Source organism: Streptomyces sp. NPDC048196, assembly GCF_040652715.1.
GTDB classification, from domain to species: domain Bacteria; phylum Actinomycetota; class Actinomycetes; order Streptomycetales; family Streptomycetaceae; genus Streptomyces; species Streptomyces siderophoricus.
Genome location: NZ_JBEZMM010000009.1, coordinates 128,803 through 143,970, shown reverse-complemented (window position 1 = coordinate 143,970; position 15,168 = coordinate 128,803). Strand labels below are relative to the sequence as shown.

Below are 15,168 nucleotides of genomic sequence, written 5' to 3'. Positions count from 1 at the left end.
CCCCCGGGGGCTCACCGGTCCGGCGTCGTGCCCCGCACCCGCTTGACCCCGAGGAACCGCGCGTACCGGGTCCGCGCCGCGAAGTCCGCAAAGCACCAGACCGCGGGCCGGCCCACCTCGCGGCAGAGATGCAGCACCGCATCGGGTCCCAGATGCACGCCCACATGGGCGCCGTACCCCTCGGGCCGGTCCCGGTTCGGTCCGGCATCGAAGAGCACCAGGTCCAGCGGCCGCGGGCGCCCGGCCCGCCGGGTCGCCACGGTGTCCGCCCACAACTCCGCCGAGCGCAACGGCGGCACCTCCAGCCCGAAGTGGCGCAGTACGGCGTACGCGTAGCGCTGGCAGTTGGCGCCCCCGGCCAGCTCGGCGAAACCGCCGGAGCCACCAGAACCGCCGGAGCCACCGGGGCCGCCGAACCCGCCCGGGCCGCCAAGGCCGTCCGGACCGCCAGGGCCGTCGAAGTCGCCCGGGCCGCTGTCTCCGCCCCCGCCCCGTCCCCCGCCTGACGGGCATTCAGGTGCCGTCGCTCCCGGATGGCGGGCGCCCGAGTAGGTCACGTTGCGCAGCGCGGGCGGCAGGGCGTCGAAGGCCACCGGGCCGTGAACTGTGGGGACTTGGCGGCTTCTGTCGATGGTCATCTCCCCATGATGCGGGGGATCTGCGGGGGATCTCCTCGTGCCGCCCGCGCCGGTGTCCCGCACGCTCGGCCCATCGGATCCGACGTGCACCCGACACCGCGAGGAGACCCCCGATGGAACCCCGCTTCCGCAAGGCAGCACTACGGTGCGCGGCCGTCGCCGCCGTCATGGCGACCGTCGGCCCGCTCGGCCCGGCGCACTCCGTACCGCTCCCCAGGCCCACGCCCCAGCCCTCCCCGCGCGGTCTGCTCGACGCGATGCGCCGGGACCTCCGGCTGACCGCGGAACAGGTGCGCACCCGGCTCGCGCAGGAGGCCGACGCGCACCGTGCCGCGGCCGCGGTCCGCCGGGCGCTCGCCACGCCGCCCGCCGGCATGTGGTTCGACCGGACGAGCGGCAAGCTCGTGGTCGCGGTGACCGGTCCCGCCGACGCCCAGCGGGTGAAGGCGGCCGGCGCGATCCCCAAGACCGTACGGCACAGCCGCGCCGTGCTGACCGCGCTGGTGCACAAGGTCGCCGGCCGGGTCGGCAAGGGCGTCCCCGGGGTCACCGGCTGGGGCGTGGACGAGCGGGCCAACGGACTCGTGATCCGCGTCGACCGCACCAAGCACACCGCCCGGACGGCCGCCTTCGAGAAGGGCCTCCGCGACCTCGGCACCCGCGCGAAGGTGCGGATCACCGTCGAACGCAGCAACCAGACACCGCGTCAGCAGGGCGGCACGGTCGTCGGCGGTGAGCGCTGGATGCCCGGCAGCGAGGGCATCTGCTCGATCGGCTTCTCGGTGACCGGCCCGCAGGGGTTCCAGGGCTTCCTGACGGCCGGCCACTGCACCCTGACGCCCGATCAGGCCGCGTTCGGCAAGGACGGCACCCGGATGGGAACCTCCAATCCGGGCGGCAACTACAGCGTCAACGGCCACGAGGGCGACTTCGGGCTGGTCCGGGTCGATCAGCCGGGGTGGACCGTCGGCTCGGCGGTGGCCGGGCAGGGCGGCACCCCCGTCGCCGTCACCGGCTCGCAGGAGGGACTGGCCGGCATGTCGATCTGCCGCTCGGGGCAGTCCAGCGGCTGGCACTGCGGGGAGATCACCCGGATCGACCAGACCGTGGACTACGGCACCACGATCATCGACGGGCTCGGCTACACCAACGCCTGTTCCGCGGCCGGGGATTCGGGCGGCTCGTACGTCACCCAGCCCAACGCCCCGATGGCGGTCGGCGTCCACTCCGGCGGCGGCGCCGCGACCTGCGGCAACTTCGGCGGCGACACCGTCACCATCTTCCAGCCCATCACCAAGCCCCTCACCAAGTGGAACCTCCGCCTGAAGACGGGAAGCCCCTGACGGATCGCCGTGGGCGCGGGAAGCGCCTCCCGGCGTCCGCCGGTGCCGCCGGTGCGCTCGGTGCCGTGGGTACCGCTGGTGCCGGAGAGAAAAGCCCCCCGGCGCCGATCACCCGCGCCTACGATGGGCCACCGACGGCCATGGCCATGGCCAAGGAATCGCGGGGAGTGGCAGTGGGAGTGACGGTGGCGGGAGCGGGGGAGCCGGTGGCTGGGTCCGAGGCGGCGGAGCCGTTCGCCGTGCGGGTCACCGTACGGGGGTACGAGACGGACACCCAGGGCCATCTCAACCAGAGCGTCTACCTCCAGTACGCCGAGCACGCCCGCTGGTCGTTGCTCCAGGCGAGCGGCATCCGGCAGAGCGCCATGGTGGACCGGCGTATCGGCCCGGTGACCCTGGAGACCACCATCCGCTACCGGCGGGAGCTCCGGGCCGGTGATGAGGTCGAGGTGAGCTGCGCCTTCGTATGGGGCGAGGGTCGGACCTTCCGCATCGAGCAGACCGTCCGCAAGGCCGACGGCACGGTGGCCGCCGAGGTGAGCGCGGTCTGCGGAGTGCTGGACCTCGCCGAGCGCACGCTGCTGCCCGACCCGCGGGCGGCCCTGCGCGAGCTGGCCGGGGACCCGGCGCCGCTGGGCCTGACCGGGCAGTGAGCCGTGGGCCGTCCACCGGCCGGGCGGTGGTCCGGTCCGCCGGGGGCGCCCTGCCGCGCGGGTAGGGTGACCGTGTGGACATGCTGCACCTGCGCTACTTCGTAGCCGTGGCCGAAGAGCTGAACTTCTCCCAGGCGGCACGCAGGTTGCACATGGCGGCCTCTCCCTTGAGCCAGCGCATCAAGGACCTCGAACGGGAGCTGGGCCAGCCGCTGTTCGAGCGGACCACCCACCGCGTCGCGCTGACCCCGGCCGGTGCGGCCCTGCTGCCGATGGCCCGGGACGTGCTCGACCGCGTCAACTCCATTCCCTGGCGGCTGCGCGAGGCCGTCCGCCCGCAGCGCACCACCCTGCTGATCGGGATGCCGTCCGGGGTGCACCCCGCGCTGCGCGACCGGGTCCGGGAGCTCGCGGACGCCGGCCGGGAGGCGTACGAACTCAAGCGCTGGCCCGGCAGGTCGACCGGGCTGGCCGAGGCGGTCCGGGACGGCCGGCTGGCGCTGGCGCTGGTCCGGCTGCCGGTCGCCGACCCGGCGCTCGGGATCATCGAGGTGATGCGGGAACGGCTCGGCGCGGCGGTGCCCGCCGACCGGTTCGCCGGCCGGGAGTCGCTCACCGTCGACGACCTGCGGGACCTGCCCTATGTGGCCACCGCCCCCGAAGCCCTCCCCGCCTATTTCGACGAAATCGATGCCCGGCTGAATTCCGCGGGCGTGCGGAAAAGAATTCGCATCAACAGTTCCGATTATGCGGGGGCCTCGGAACTCGTTTCCGGCGGTCTCGCCTTCTCCCTGACGATGCTCTCCACCGAAAGCCCGATGCACAATTACCGGCTGGAGAACGTGATCGTGCTGCCCGTGGTGGATTTTCCGGCCGAGCTGGTCACCGGGCTGCTGTTCCGCAAGGACCGGGCGGAATCCGGCGGCGACCTGGCGTGCCTGGTGGCCGAGGCCCGCCGTATTTTCGCCGAGGAGCTTTCCGCCTGAGCGCGGATTCGGCGTGCCGACCTGCTCATCGATAAACACTCCTGTGGCCGGGGTATGACCGCTGTGGTCATACCCCTCTTCGCTTCTTGATCGTTCTCATTTCGCGGCGTCTCGCCTACCGTCGACAACGGAAACATTCGCAGTACACCTACTTTCCGCGGGAGCGACAATGGACGCCACGACCGAGACCGCCGGAGGACCGCTCGCCGGCGTGCGGGTGATCGACCTGTCCACGGTGGTGATGGGCCCCTACGCCGCACAGATCATGGGCGACCTCGGCGCCGATGTCATCAAGATCGAGTCACCCTCGGACACCATCCGGGCGGGCCACTACCGCACCACCCCCGGAATGACCCCGCTCCACCTGAACGTCAACCGCAACAAGCGCAGCGTCTCGCTCAACCTGAAGGACGACGCCGACCACGCACGGGCCCTCGCCCTCATCGGCACCGCCGACGTCCTCATCACCAACATGCGCCCCGGCCCGCTGGCCCGCCTCGGCCTCACCTACGCCGACCTCGCCGCCCACCACCCCGGCCTGGTCTACGCGCACGCCCAGGGCTTCCGCAGCGACTCCGACCGGGCCGGCCACGCCGCGTACGACGAAACCGTGCAGGCTTCCTCCGGCCTGGTCGACATCGCCCACCGCGCCCTCGGGCGGCCGGTCTACCTGCCGACCATCATCGGCGACAAGGTCGCCGGACTGACCATCGTCCACTCGGTCCTCGCCGCCCTGCTGCACCGCGACCGCACCGGACAGGGCCAGCACATCGAGATCCCGATGACCGACACCCTCCTCGCCTTCAACCTCGTCGAGCACCTCTCCGGCCACGTCTACGAGCCGCCCACCGGTGCCACCGGATTCCCGCTCTCCATGAAGCGCGGCCACCGCGCCGTCCCCACGGCCGACGGACTCGCCTGCATCGTGCCGTACAACGCCGCGAACTTCCGGGACTTCTTCGCCGCGGCCGGCCGTCCCGACCTCGCCGAGGACCCGCGGGTGGCCGGCACGGTCATCGACGACGCGGACGTCGACCCGCTGATGGACCTCGTCGCCGACTGCGCACCCGGCCTGACCACCCGGGAATGGGAAGAGATCTGCGCCAAGCACAGCATCCCCATGGCACCGGTGCTCGAACTGGACCGGGCCGCCGACGACCCGTACGTCCGGGACGGCCACCTCCTCGACGTGGTCGAGCACCCGAGCGAGGGCCCGATCCGCTCCATCGGCCTGCCCGTGCGCTTCTCCGCCACCCCCGGCGCGGTCCGCCGGCTCGCCCCGCTGCCCGGCCAGCACACCACCGAGGTCTTCGACGAACTCGCCGCCGACGGACGGTGACGGCCCCGCCGCCGGACGGCGCGGCGACCGGCCACCGCGCCGCCCACCCTCCCGGTGCACGCCTTCCCCGCTCCCTCTCCTCCTCCCTCCCGTTCTCCTTCTCCCTCAGCACCCGAAGGACCCCGTCATGACCCCGACCACACCTGACACCGCCCCCGTCGTACGCGCCGAACGCCTCGGCCGCACCCTGCTCATCACCCTCGACCGGCCCGCGGCCCGGAACGCCGTCAACGCCGCCGTGACGGCCCAACTAGCCGCCGCGATCGACGAGTTGGAAGGCGACGGGGACCTGCGGGCCGGCGTCCTCACCGGCGCCCGGGGCACCTTCAGCGCCGGGATGGACCTCAAGGCCGCCCTCGCCGGCGAATCGCCCGAGATCCCCGGCCGTGGCTTCGGCGGGCTCACCGAAGCCGCCACCACCAAACCGCTGATTGCCGCCGTCGAGGGCTGGGCCATGGGCGGCGGCTTCGAACTCGCCCTCGCCTGCGACCTCATCGTGGCCGCCGAGGACGCGCACTTCGGCCTGCCGGAGGTCACCCGCGGGCTCATCGCGGCCGGCGGCGGCGCCGTACGACTGCCCAAGCGGATCCCGTACCACCTGGCCATGGAACTCCTGCTGACCGGTGAGCCGGTGACCGGAGCACGCGCCGGGGCGCTCGGGATTGCCAACCGGGTCGTACCGGCCGGTCAGGCCACCCCCGTGGCACTGGAACTCGCCGAACGGCTCGCGGCGAACGCCCCCCTCGCCCTCGCCGCCGTGAAGAAGGTTGTCCGCGCCGCCGACGGCACCCCCGAACCGGCCGCCTTCGCCGCCCAGCGCGAGGAGATGACCGCGCTGGCCGCCTCCGTCGACGTCCGCGAGGGCATGACGGCCTTCGCCGAGCGCCGCGCCCCCGTCTGGCAGGGCAAGTAGCGGCACCACAGCGGCAGAAAGGAACACGAAACGCCATGGAACAGCACGACATCGGCCGGCGCCTCGCCACCCCGCTGATGAACCCCGCCTACCCGCCCGTCGTCCCGCGCTTCACCGACCGCGAGTACCTCAACATCGTCTACCGCACCGACCGCGACGCGCTGCGCGCCGTCGTCCCCGAACCACTGGAGATCGACGAACCCCTGGTCCGCTTCGAGGTGATGCGGATGGGCGACGTCACCGGGTACGGGCCGTACACCGAAGCCGGCCAGGCCATCCCGGTCCGCCACCAGGGGGAGCGGGGCGAATACCTGCACGCGATGTACCTGGACAACTTCCCGGCCACCGCGTCCGGCAGAGAAGCCGGTGCCTACCCCAAGACCATCGGGGCTCCCGCACTGTACGTGGACCACGGCGCGCTGGTCGGCGTCCTCGACCACGGCACCCTGCGGGTGGCCACCGCGACGATGGGCTACAAGCACCACGAGCTCGACCCCGCCGAGGCGGCCGCACAGATCACCGTGCCGACCTTCATGCTCAAGCTCGTCCCCGGATACGACGGCACGCCGCGGACCGCCCAACTGGTGCGCACCGAAATCAGCGACGTGGTGGTCAAGGGCGCCTGGACCGGCCCCGCCCGGCTCCAGCTCTTCGCCCACGTCCTCGCACCCCTGGCCGACCTGCCGGTCCGTGAGGTCGTCTCCGCCAGCCACCTCGTCACCGACCTCACGCTGTCACCGGTCACACCGGTGCACGACTACCTGGCGCCCTGAGCCCGGGCCGGGCGCCGGCCGAGGGCCGACCGCGCGCCGGACACCGGGCAGAGCGACAGCCGACAGACAGCTCACGGAGAGAAACGGACACCAGCAGTCATGACCACAACCCACCCCACCGTGGCGGTGATCGGAGCCGGGACCATCGGGCTCTCCTGGGCCGCCCTGTTCGCCGGCCACGGCATGCGGGTACGCGTCAGCGACCCGCGCCCCGACCTCGCGGCCGCCCTGGACGGCGCACTGACCGAGGCCGCCCCGCAACTGGCCCGGCAGGGCCTGGACATCGGGAACCTCGCCGAACGGGTCGAGCCGGTCGGCGACCTCGCCGCGGCCGTGCGCGACGCCGACGTCGTGCAGGAGAACGGCCCCGAGAACACCGCCTTCAAGCAGGAACTCTTCGCCACCCTGGTGCGCGCGGCACCGCCGCACGCGCTCCTGCTGAGCTCGTCGTCCGCCATCCCGTCCAGCGCGTTCACCGGGGACCTCGACGACGCCGGCGCCGGACGCGTACTGATCGGCCATCCCTTCAACCCGCCGCACCTCGTACCGCTGGTCGAGGTGGTGCCCGGCGCGCGTACGTCGGAGGACGCGGTGAGCCGTGCGGTCGCGTTCTACCGGTCGGTGGGCCGGGTGCCGGTGGTCGAACGCAAGGAGATCGCCGGGTTCGTCGGCAACCGCCTCCAGAACGCGCTCAGCCGCGAGGCGATCCACCTCGTCGAACAGGGCGTGGTGGGCCCCGCCGAGCTGGACACGATCGTGGTCAACTCGCTCGGCCTGCGCTGGTCGACGGTGGGGCCGTTCCTCGGTGCCCATCTCGGCGGCGGCCCCGGCGGCTACCGGCACATGGCCGAGCACATCGGCCCCTCGATGCGGCGGATGTGGGACTCCCTGGGCAGTCCCCAACAGAGCCCCGAGCAGACCGAACGGCTCATCGCCGCCGTCGAAGGCGCCTACGGCTCCCGCCCGTACGGCGAACTCACCCGGGAACGCGACCGCAAACAACTCGCCGTCCTCGCCGCCCTGAACACCGACACCACCACCGCACCGAACCAGGAGACCCGGTCATGACCGACCAACTCACCGCAGACTTCTACGGATACGAGGACCTGCTGCCCGAAGAGGAGCGCAAGCTGCTGCTGCACGCCCGCGACTTCCTCGGCCGCGAGGTGAAGCCGTTGGTCAACGACGCCTGGGCGAAGGGCGAGTTCCCCCGTGAACTGATCGGAAAGTTCCGCGAGTTGGGCCTCGCCGGGATCGCCTACGAGGGCTACGGCGACCCGCTGCCCGCGGCCAGCCATCTGCTGGTCGGCATGCTCGCGATGGAGTACACCCGCATCGACGCCTCGTCCGCGACCTTCTACGGGGTCCACAACGGACTGGCCATGTACAGCATCTTCCGCGGCGGCGACCAGGAGCAGCGGGACCGCTGGCTCCCCTCGATGGCGGCCCTGGACACGATCGGCGCGTTCGCCATGACCGAGCCGCTCGGCGGCTCCGACGTGGCCGGCGGGATGCGCACCACCGCCCGGCGGGACGGCGACCACTGGATCCTCAACGGCGCCAAGCGGTGGATCGGCAACGGCACCTTCGCCGACCTGGTCGTCGTCTGGGCGCGCGACGAGGCCGACGACCACGTCAAGGGCTTCGTGGTGGAGAAGGGCACGCCCGGCTTCACCGCCACCAAGATCCAGAACAAGACCGCGTTCCGCATCGTCGAGAACGCCGACATCACCCTCACCGACGTACGGGTGCCCGAGGCCGACCGGCTCCAGCGGATCGACGGTTTCCGCGACGTCGCGGAGATCCTGCGGGCCACCCGCAGCGGGGTCGCCTGGCAGGCGCTGGGCGTGATGACCGGCGCGTACGAACTCGCGCTCGCCTACGCCAAGGAGCGCAAGCAGTTCGGCCGGCCGATCGCCCGCTTCCAGATGGTGCAGGACCTGCTCGTGAAGAGCCTCGGGAACATCACCGCCTCCTGGGGGATGCTCGTCCAGCTCGCCCGCCTCCAGGAAGCGGGCATCTTCCGGGACGAACACTCCTCGCTGGCCAAGGCGTTCGTCACCAGCCGGATGCGGGAGGTGGTGGCCTGGAGCCGGGAGATCTTCGGCGGCAACGGCATCGTGCTCGACTACGACGTCGCCCGCTTCTTCGCCGACGCCGAGGCCATCTACTCGTTCGAGGGCACCCGCGAGATGAACACCCTCATCGTGGGCAAGGCGATCACCGGCCAGAGCGCCTTCGTGTGACCCTCGCCGTACGTCCCCGTCGCGCCCCTTCGCGACCCGGTGACCGCCCCTCCTCCTGCGCACGGCGGGGGAGGGGCGGACGGCGTGCGGGGACGGGTCGGCCACCCCGTTCGGCCACCCCGTGCGGAACGGGTCGGCTACCCCCGCCCCTCCACCACCATCACCTCCGTGCCCGCCGCGCGGACCCGTCGGATCTCGTCCGTCGGCAGGCCGTCGTCGACGATCAGGAGGTCGAAGTCGGTCAGCGGGGCCAGCGCGTACAGGCCGCCCTTGGCGAACTTGGTGTGGTCGGCGACCAGGATGCGGCGGCCGGCGCTCTCCATCATGGCGCGCTTGACCTGCACGGTCTCCGGTGAGGTGTGGTAGCAGCGGCCGTTGGTGACCGCCGTGGTCGACAGGAAGAGCAGATCGGCGCGGAAGGCCCGTACCGCGTCGGCGGTGTACGGGCCCATGAACGCGTCGTAGGCGGGGAAGTAGGCGCCGCCCAGGGTGATCAGGGAGATCCCGGGTTCCTTGGCCAGGGTGGTGATGGCCGGCAGGGAGTTGGTGATCACGGTCAGCGGGGTGTGCTCGGAGACCTGGTGGGCCAGCAGCAGACAGGTCGTGCTGTCGTCGAGCAGCACCGTCTGCCCGGGCACCAGCAGCGTCGCGGCGGCCCGCGCCAGCTGCTGCTTGGTGTGCGCCATGGTCGCCATCCGCTCGGCGACGCTGCCGTGGAACTGCGCGGACGGCAGCCCGGTCGCCCCGCCGCGGACCTTGCGCAGCCAGCCCTGTGCCTGCAGCGCGTCCAGATCGCGGTGCGCGGTCATCAGGCTGATGCCGTACTCCTCGGCCAGGTCCGCGGTGCGCACGAAACCGCGGGCGATGACGGTCTCGCGCATCCGGCGGCGCCGTTCCTCCTGGGCCTCGACCCGGTCCATGGCTCCGCTCCCTCCGTGCCGGCGGCGTCCCCGGGGGCACCCGCCGGGTGAATTCGCCGCGTTATGTTCGCACGGATTTCACACTGCGCGCCCGCCCGGCACGGTGTCCACATGCGGTTCCGCAAGGACGCAACACGGCTGGTCGGGGCGGTGATGCGAAGATTCCGGCGGCCATTGACGGCACTTTCCGCACGGCGGTTCCATCGCTGCGTCCACCCCCCTTCGCCCTGCTGAGCCGCCGCAGCCGCCGCAGAAAGGGAGATTCCGATGACGAACTCTCCGCCGCGTTCACCGATCATCCGCCTGGGCATTCCGCCGACCCTCGCCTGGGGCTATCTCGGGCTGCTGCTCTTCATGATCGGAGACGGGGTCGAGTCCGGGTACCTCTCGCCCTACCTCCTGGACCAGCACCTCTCCGAGTCCCGGGTGGCCCTGCTGTTCACCGTCTACGGGATCGCGGCCGGCATCGCCGCCTGGCTCTCCGGAGTGCTCTCCGACCTGTGGGGTCCGCGCCGGGTGATGTGGGCCGGCCTGGGCATCTGGGGCGTCTTCCAACTGCTCTTCCTCACCGTCGCGATCCCGCTGGGCAGCTATCCGCTGATGATGTCCGCCTACGGCCTGCGCGGGCTGGGCTATCCGCTGTTCGCGTACGGCTTCCTGGTCTGGATCGCCGGGGTGGCGCCGCGGGCCCGGCTCGGCACCGCCATGGGCTGGTTCTGGTTCGCCTTCACCGGCGGGCTGCCCACCCTCGGCTCGCTCGTCGCCAGCGGCCTCATCCCGCACATCGGCGCCTACGCCACCCTGTGGGCCGCGCTCGTGCTGGTCGCCGCGGGCGGACTGATCGCGCTGCTGCTGGTCCGGGACGACCACGGCGGCAGAGGGCCGCGCGGGGACGGCGACGGTCAGGGGCCGGTGGCCACCCTCGTCGGCAGCGTCACGATCCTTTGGCGCAACCCCCGGGTCGGGGTCGGCTCGGTCGTCCGGGTCATCAACACCGCGTCCCAGTTCGGCTTCTTCGTGATCCTGCCGATCCACTTCACCCGGACCGTCGGCTTCACCCTCACCCAGTGGCTGCACCTGCTCAGCGCGATGTTCGCCACCAACATCTTCGCCAACCTGCTGTTCGGCGTGGTCGGGGACCGCTTCGGCTGGCGCCGCACCATCGCCTGGTTCGGCGGCGCCGGCTGCACGCTCAGCACCCTGCTGCTCTTCTACGTCCCGCACGCCGCCGGCGCGAACTTCTCGCTGGCCCTCCTGGTCGCCGCGTTCTACGGCGCTACGCTGGCGGGTTATGTACCGCTTTCGGCGCTTGTGCCCACTCTGGAGCCACGGCACCAGGGCCAGGCACTGGCCGCCCTGAACCTCGGCGCGGGCGCCAGCACCTTCGTCGGCCCCGCGGTCGTCGCGCTCTTCGTCGGCCCGCTCGGCGTCGAAGGGGTGGTCTGGATCTTCGCGGGGATGTACGCGGTGAGCTGGGCGCTGGCCCACTTCCTGAAGCTGCCGGACGAGCCGGGTACCGCCGACGCCGCGCGGCGCGGCCCCGAGCCCGCCGCCGCCTCGGCCCTGGCATGAGAGGGACGCACTGATGTCCGTACTGACCATCGACGTCGGGACCACGGTGATCAAGTCCGTGGTCTTCGACGACCAGGGCACCGAGATCGCCGTCGCCCGCCGCGCCACCGAGGTCCTCCGCCCGCACCCCGGCTGGGCCGAACAGGACATGGACGGCGTCTGGAGCGCGGTCGTCGACACCGTCCGCACCGTGCTGGACGGCCTGGCCGACCCGGTGTGGCTGGTGTCCTTCACCGCGCAGGGCGACGGCGCCTGGCTCGTCGACGACCGCGGCCGCCCCACCGGACCCGCGATCCTGTGGTCCGACGGCCGCGCCGGGGACCAACTCACCGCCTGGCAGGAGGACGGCGTCCTGGAAGCCGCGTTCCGCCGCAACGGCTCGCTGACCTGCGCGGGCATGCCCAACGCGATCTTCAGCTGGCTCGCGGCCCACGACCCGGACCGCCTCGCCCGCTCGGCCACCTCGCTCACCGCCGCCGGCTGGCTCTTCCTCCGCTTCACCGGCGTCCGCGCCAGCGACGAGTCCGACGCCTCCGCCCCCTTCCTCGACCACGCCACCGGCACCTACGACCCGCAGATCATCGACCTGTTCGGCCTCGGCGCGTACGAGCGGCTGCTGCCCACCGTCCTCGCCGAGGACCGGCGGATCGCCGAACTCACCACCACGGCCGCGGACGAACTCGGTCTGCCGGCCGGTCTCCCCGTCGTGATGGCGCCGTACGACATCGCCGCCACCGCCCGCGGCGTCGGCGTGGTCAACCCCGGCCAGGCCTGCAGCATCCTCGGCACGACCCTGTGCACCGAGATCGTCACCACCGGGATCGACACCACCGGCGAACCGTCCGGCATCCACATCGCCTACCGCGGCCGGGAGCGGGTGCTGCGCGCCTTCCCCACCCTCAACGGCGCCGAGGTCCTCGGCTGGGCGGCCCGGCTGCTCCACCTCCCCGGCCCGCCGGAACTGGCCCAGCTCGCCTTCGAGTCGCAGCCGGGGGCGCGCGGGCTGATGTTCCTGCCCTACCTGTCCCCGGCGGGCGAGCGCGCCCCGTTCCTCGACCCGGGCGCCCGCGGCTCGTTCTGGGGCCTGTCCCTGGAACACACCCCCGCCGACCTGGCCCGCGCGGTCTTCGACGGGCTCTCGCTGGTCCTGCGGGACTCGCTCGCCGCCGCCCGCACCGACGTCCGAGAACTCCGGCTGTGCGGCGGCGGCGCCAACAGCGACGCCTGGTGCGCCCTGATCGCCGACGCCACCGGGGTGCCCACCGCCCGCTCCGGCGACACCGAACTCGGCGCCAAGGGCGCCTTCCTCACCGGTCTGGTCCGCACCGGCGCCGAGACCAGCATGCACAGCGCCGCTGCCAAGTACGTCCGGATGCAACGGAGTTGGGAGCCCGAGCCGGAGCGCGCGGAGTTCTACGCCGCGCTGTACGAGGACTTCCTCGCCTGGCGCGACCTGGCCCGCGGGGCCGGCTGGCGCGGCACCGCGGCCTGGCACGGCAGCACCACCCGCCGCGCCGAGGCCCCCGGCCGCCCCACCGAGGCCCCCGCCCGCCCCGCCGGCACGCCCGACGCCGCCCCTGGAGGCACCCTTGTCTGACCCGCACCACCCCGCCCCGGCCACCGTCCCCGATCCCGACGGCGTCTGGCTCGGCCTCGACCTCGGCACCCAGAGCGCCCGCTGCGCCGCCGTCGACGGCACCGGACGGGTCCTCGCCACCGCCGCCCGCCCGCTGACCAGCCGGCGCGACGGAAACCGGCACGAACAGGACCCCGAGGAGTGGTGGCAGGCGCTCGCCGCGGCCTGCCGGGAGGCACTGGCCGGCCTCGACCCCCGCCGGATCCGCGGCCTGGCGATCGACGGCACCTCGGGCACCATCCTGCTCGCCGACGCCCACGGCACCCCGCTCACCCCGGGGCTGATGTACGACGACGGCCGCGCCGCCGACCGGGCCACCGCCGTCAACACCGCCGGCGCCGCGGTCTGGCAGGAACTCGGCTACCGCAGCATGCAGCCCACCTGGGCCCTGCCCAAACTCGTCGCCCTGCTGGCGGACGGTCCCGAACCACCGCCCGGCGCCCGGCTGCTGCACCAGGTCGACCTGATCACCTGGCGGCTGACCGGCCACCAGGTCGCCGGCGACGCCAGCCACGCCCTCAAGACCGGCTACCACCTCGTCGAGGAACGCTGGCCGGACGAGGTCATGCGGCAACTCGGCGTCCCCCTCGGGCTGTTGCCCGAGGTCGTCCGCCCCGGCACGGTGCTCGGCACGGTCTGCGCCCCGGCCGCCGCGGCCACCGGCATCCCCGAAGGCACCCCGCTCGTCGCCGGCATGACCGACGGCTGCGCCGCACAGATCGGCGCCGGGGCGCTGGCACCGGGCGCCTGGAACGCGGTGCTGGGCACCACCCTCGTCCTCAAGGGCACCAGTGCGCACCTCGTCCGCGACCCGGCCGGCGTCGTCTACTGCCACCGCGGCCCGGACGACACCTGGCTGCCGGGCGGCGCCTCCAGCAGCGGCGCCGGCGTCCTCACCCGGCACTTCCCCGGCGAGGACCTCGACGCCCTCACCACCCGGGCCGCCGCCCTCGACCCGGACGCCGCGGCAGCGGTCGCCTACCCCCTGGTCTCCACCGGCGGCGAACGCTTCCCCTTCCGCGCACCGGACGCCGAGCCCTTCCTCCTCGGCCGGCCCGCCACCCGCGCCGAGGAGTTCCACGCCCACCTGCTCGGCGTGGCCTGCCTCGAACGGCTCTGCTTCGACTACCTCGACCACCTCGGCGCACCGGTCGACGGGCCGCTCACCCTCACCGGCGGCGGCGCCCGCAACGCCTACTGGTGCCAACTGCGCGCCGATGTCCTCGGCCGCCCGGTACGGCTGCCGGAACAGGCCGAGGCCGCCGTCGGCATGGCCGTCCTGGCCGCCACCGCCGACGGCACCCGCCTGACGGACGCGGCCGCCGCGATGGTCCGGATCGACCGCGAGATCCGCCCGGACCCGCTCCGCACCGCCCGCCACCTGACCGTCTACCTCCGCTTCGTCGACGAACTCACCCGCCGTGGCTGGCTCGGCCGGACCGTGGCCGACCACGCCCGCAGGAGGGCCGCACCGTGACCGACTTCATCCTCGTACGCCACGGCGAAACCGTCTGGCACGCGGAGAACCGCTACGCCGGCCGCACCGACGTGCCGCTCACCGACCTCGGCCGCGAACAGGCCGCAACCCTCGCCACCTGGGCCACCACCGCCCACCTGACCGGCATCTGGAGCTCCCCGCTCTCCCGCGCCCGGCTCACCGCCGCGCCCGCCGCCGCGGCCTGCGGACTCACCCCGCACGTCGACGAACGGCTCTACGAGCTCGACTTCGGCCAGGGCGAGGGCCTGACCCGGGACGAGATGCGCACCCGCTTCCCCGAACGGGTCGTTGCCTTCCTCGCCGACCCGGTCGCGCACCACCTGCCCGACGGCGAACACCCGCGGCACGCCGCCGAACGCGCCGCCGACTGCCTGGCCGACCTCGCCGGGGCCCACCCCGACGGCCGCATCCTGGTCGTGGCCCACTCCACCCTGCTGCGGATCCTCCTGTGCCACCTGCTGGGCATCCCGCTCGCCGACTACCGCCGGGTCTTCCCCCGGCTCCACAACGGCGCCCTCACCGAGATCCGCCACGGGCACGGCCGCACCGCGCTGCTGAGCCTCAACACCCCGGCCCTCGCCCAGACCCCCGCCCTCCACTGACCACCTGCCGTACGCGCACCGCCCGTACGCCCACCGCCCGTACGCACCC

Annotated in this window: 14 protein-coding genes; 12 read left to right on the top strand and 2 right to left on the bottom strand. The window is 73.0% G+C overall.

Annotated elements, in window-relative coordinates:
* Positions 1-11: 11 nt before the first annotated feature.
* Positions 12-638 carry a cell wall hydrolase gene (locus AB0E02_RS13200; RefSeq protein WP_362138355.1) on the bottom strand — a complete coding sequence of 209 codons (627 nt, stop codon included), beginning with the start codon at positions 636-638 and terminating at the stop codon, positions 12-14.
* Positions 639-751: 113 nt separating this feature from the next.
* On the opposite strand from AB0E02_RS13200, the gene AB0E02_RS13195 reads away from it, so the two are divergent.
* The 8 genes from AB0E02_RS13195 (at position 752) to AB0E02_RS13160 (ending at position 8,891) form a co-directional block, all read left to right on the top strand.
* The gene (locus AB0E02_RS13195; RefSeq protein WP_362138354.1) at positions 752-1,981 is read left to right on the top strand and encodes a S1 family peptidase; all 1,230 of its coding nucleotides are present in this window, start codon (positions 752-754) and stop codon (positions 1,979-1,981) included.
* 173 nt (positions 1,982-2,154) lie between these two features.
* A complete protein-coding gene (locus AB0E02_RS13190) occupies positions 2,155-2,634 on the top strand; it encodes an acyl-CoA thioesterase (RefSeq protein ID WP_362138460.1) in 480 nt (159 codons plus the stop codon).
* A gap of 80 nt (positions 2,635-2,714) precedes the next feature.
* Positions 2,715-3,620 carry a LysR family transcriptional regulator gene (locus tag AB0E02_RS13185; protein WP_362138458.1) on the top strand — a complete coding sequence of 302 codons (906 nt, stop codon included), beginning with the start codon at positions 2,715-2,717 and terminating at the stop codon, positions 3,618-3,620.
* 169 nt (positions 3,621-3,789) lie between these two features.
* Positions 3,790-4,959, top strand: a complete 1,170-nt coding sequence (locus tag AB0E02_RS13180; protein WP_362138352.1) for a CoA transferase — start codon at positions 3,790-3,792, stop codon at positions 4,957-4,959.
* Between the two features lie 127 nt (positions 4,960-5,086).
* The gene (locus AB0E02_RS13175; protein ID WP_362138350.1) at positions 5,087-5,872 is read left to right on the top strand and encodes a crotonase/enoyl-CoA hydratase family protein; all 786 of its coding nucleotides are present in this window, start codon (positions 5,087-5,089) and stop codon (positions 5,870-5,872) included.
* A 35-nt stretch (positions 5,873-5,907) separates the two neighbouring features.
* The gene (locus AB0E02_RS13170; protein WP_362138348.1) at positions 5,908-6,645 is read left to right on the top strand and encodes an acetoacetate decarboxylase; all 738 of its coding nucleotides are present in this window, start codon (positions 5,908-5,910) and stop codon (positions 6,643-6,645) included.
* 99 nt (positions 6,646-6,744) lie between these two features.
* Positions 6,745-7,713, top strand: coding sequence for a 3-hydroxyacyl-CoA dehydrogenase NAD-binding domain-containing protein (locus AB0E02_RS13165; protein ID WP_362138346.1), 969 nt, complete (start codon positions 6,745-6,747; stop codon positions 7,711-7,713).
* The gene (locus tag AB0E02_RS13160) at positions 7,710-8,891 is read left to right on the top strand and encodes an acyl-CoA dehydrogenase family protein (RefSeq protein WP_362138344.1); all 1,182 of its coding nucleotides are present in this window, start codon (positions 7,710-7,712) and stop codon (positions 8,889-8,891) included. The genes AB0E02_RS13165 and AB0E02_RS13160 overlap by 4 nt, the downstream gene beginning before the upstream one ends.
* A 137-nt stretch (positions 8,892-9,028) precedes the next feature.
* Here the strand turns inward: AB0E02_RS13160 and AB0E02_RS13155 are convergent, their stop codons facing one another.
* Positions 9,029-9,811 carry a DeoR/GlpR family DNA-binding transcription regulator gene (locus AB0E02_RS13155; protein WP_362138341.1) on the bottom strand — a complete coding sequence of 261 codons (783 nt, stop codon included), beginning with the start codon at positions 9,809-9,811 and terminating at the stop codon, positions 9,029-9,031.
* A 267-nt stretch (positions 9,812-10,078) separates the two neighbouring features.
* Between AB0E02_RS13155 and AB0E02_RS13150 the strand changes: the two genes are divergently transcribed.
* Genes AB0E02_RS13150 through AB0E02_RS13135 form a run of 4 tightly spaced genes read left to right on the top strand, consistent with a single transcriptional unit; the run spans position 10,079 to position 15,119 of the window.
* Positions 10,079-11,383 (top strand): MFS transporter, encoded by a 1,305-nt coding sequence (locus AB0E02_RS13150; RefSeq protein WP_362138339.1) that lies wholly within the window; start codon positions 10,079-10,081, stop codon positions 11,381-11,383.
* Positions 11,384-11,396: 13 nt separating this feature from the next.
* Entirely contained in the window at positions 11,397-12,980 is a 1,584-nt protein-coding gene (locus AB0E02_RS13145; protein WP_362138337.1) for an FGGY-family carbohydrate kinase, read from the top strand.
* Positions 12,973-14,496 carry an FGGY family carbohydrate kinase gene (locus AB0E02_RS13140; protein WP_362138335.1) on the top strand — a complete coding sequence of 508 codons (1,524 nt, stop codon included), beginning with the start codon at positions 12,973-12,975 and terminating at the stop codon, positions 14,494-14,496. Before AB0E02_RS13145 ends, AB0E02_RS13140 begins: the two co-directional genes overlap by 8 nt.
* Positions 14,493-15,119 carry a histidine phosphatase family protein gene (locus AB0E02_RS13135; protein ID WP_362138333.1) on the top strand — a complete coding sequence of 209 codons (627 nt, stop codon included), beginning with the start codon at positions 14,493-14,495 and terminating at the stop codon, positions 15,117-15,119. The genes AB0E02_RS13140 and AB0E02_RS13135 overlap by 4 nt, the downstream gene beginning before the upstream one ends.
* The last annotated feature ends 49 nt before the right edge of the window (positions 15,120-15,168 follow it).

Bases quoted from the DNA above. Each gene is read 5' to 3' on its own strand.
- AB0E02_RS13200 (WP_362138355.1), bottom strand. From the start codon at position 638: ATGACCATCGACAGAAGCCGCCAAGTCCCCACAGTTCACGGCCCGGTG.
- AB0E02_RS13195 (WP_362138354.1), top strand. From the start codon at position 752: ATGGAACCCCGCTTCCGCAAGGCAGCACTACGGTGCGCGGCCGTCGCC.
- AB0E02_RS13185 (WP_362138458.1), top strand. From the start codon at position 2,715: ATGCTGCACCTGCGCTACTTCGTAGCCGTGGCCGAAGAGCTGAACTTC.
- AB0E02_RS13180 (WP_362138352.1), top strand. From the start codon at position 3,790: ATGGACGCCACGACCGAGACCGCCGGAGGACCGCTCGCCGGCGTGCGG.
- AB0E02_RS13175 (WP_362138350.1), top strand. From the start codon at position 5,087: ATGACCCCGACCACACCTGACACCGCCCCCGTCGTACGCGCCGAACGC.
- AB0E02_RS13170 (WP_362138348.1), top strand. From the start codon at position 5,908: ATGGAACAGCACGACATCGGCCGGCGCCTCGCCACCCCGCTGATGAAC.
- AB0E02_RS13165 (WP_362138346.1), top strand. From the start codon at position 6,745: ATGACCACAACCCACCCCACCGTGGCGGTGATCGGAGCCGGGACCATC.
- AB0E02_RS13160 (WP_362138344.1), top strand. From the start codon at position 7,710: ATGACCGACCAACTCACCGCAGACTTCTACGGATACGAGGACCTGCTG.
- AB0E02_RS13155 (WP_362138341.1), bottom strand. From the start codon at position 9,811: ATGGACCGGGTCGAGGCCCAGGAGGAACGGCGCCGCCGGATGCGCGAG.
- AB0E02_RS13150 (WP_362138339.1), top strand. From the start codon at position 10,079: ATGACGAACTCTCCGCCGCGTTCACCGATCATCCGCCTGGGCATTCCG.
- AB0E02_RS13145 (WP_362138337.1), top strand. From the start codon at position 11,397: ATGTCCGTACTGACCATCGACGTCGGGACCACGGTGATCAAGTCCGTG.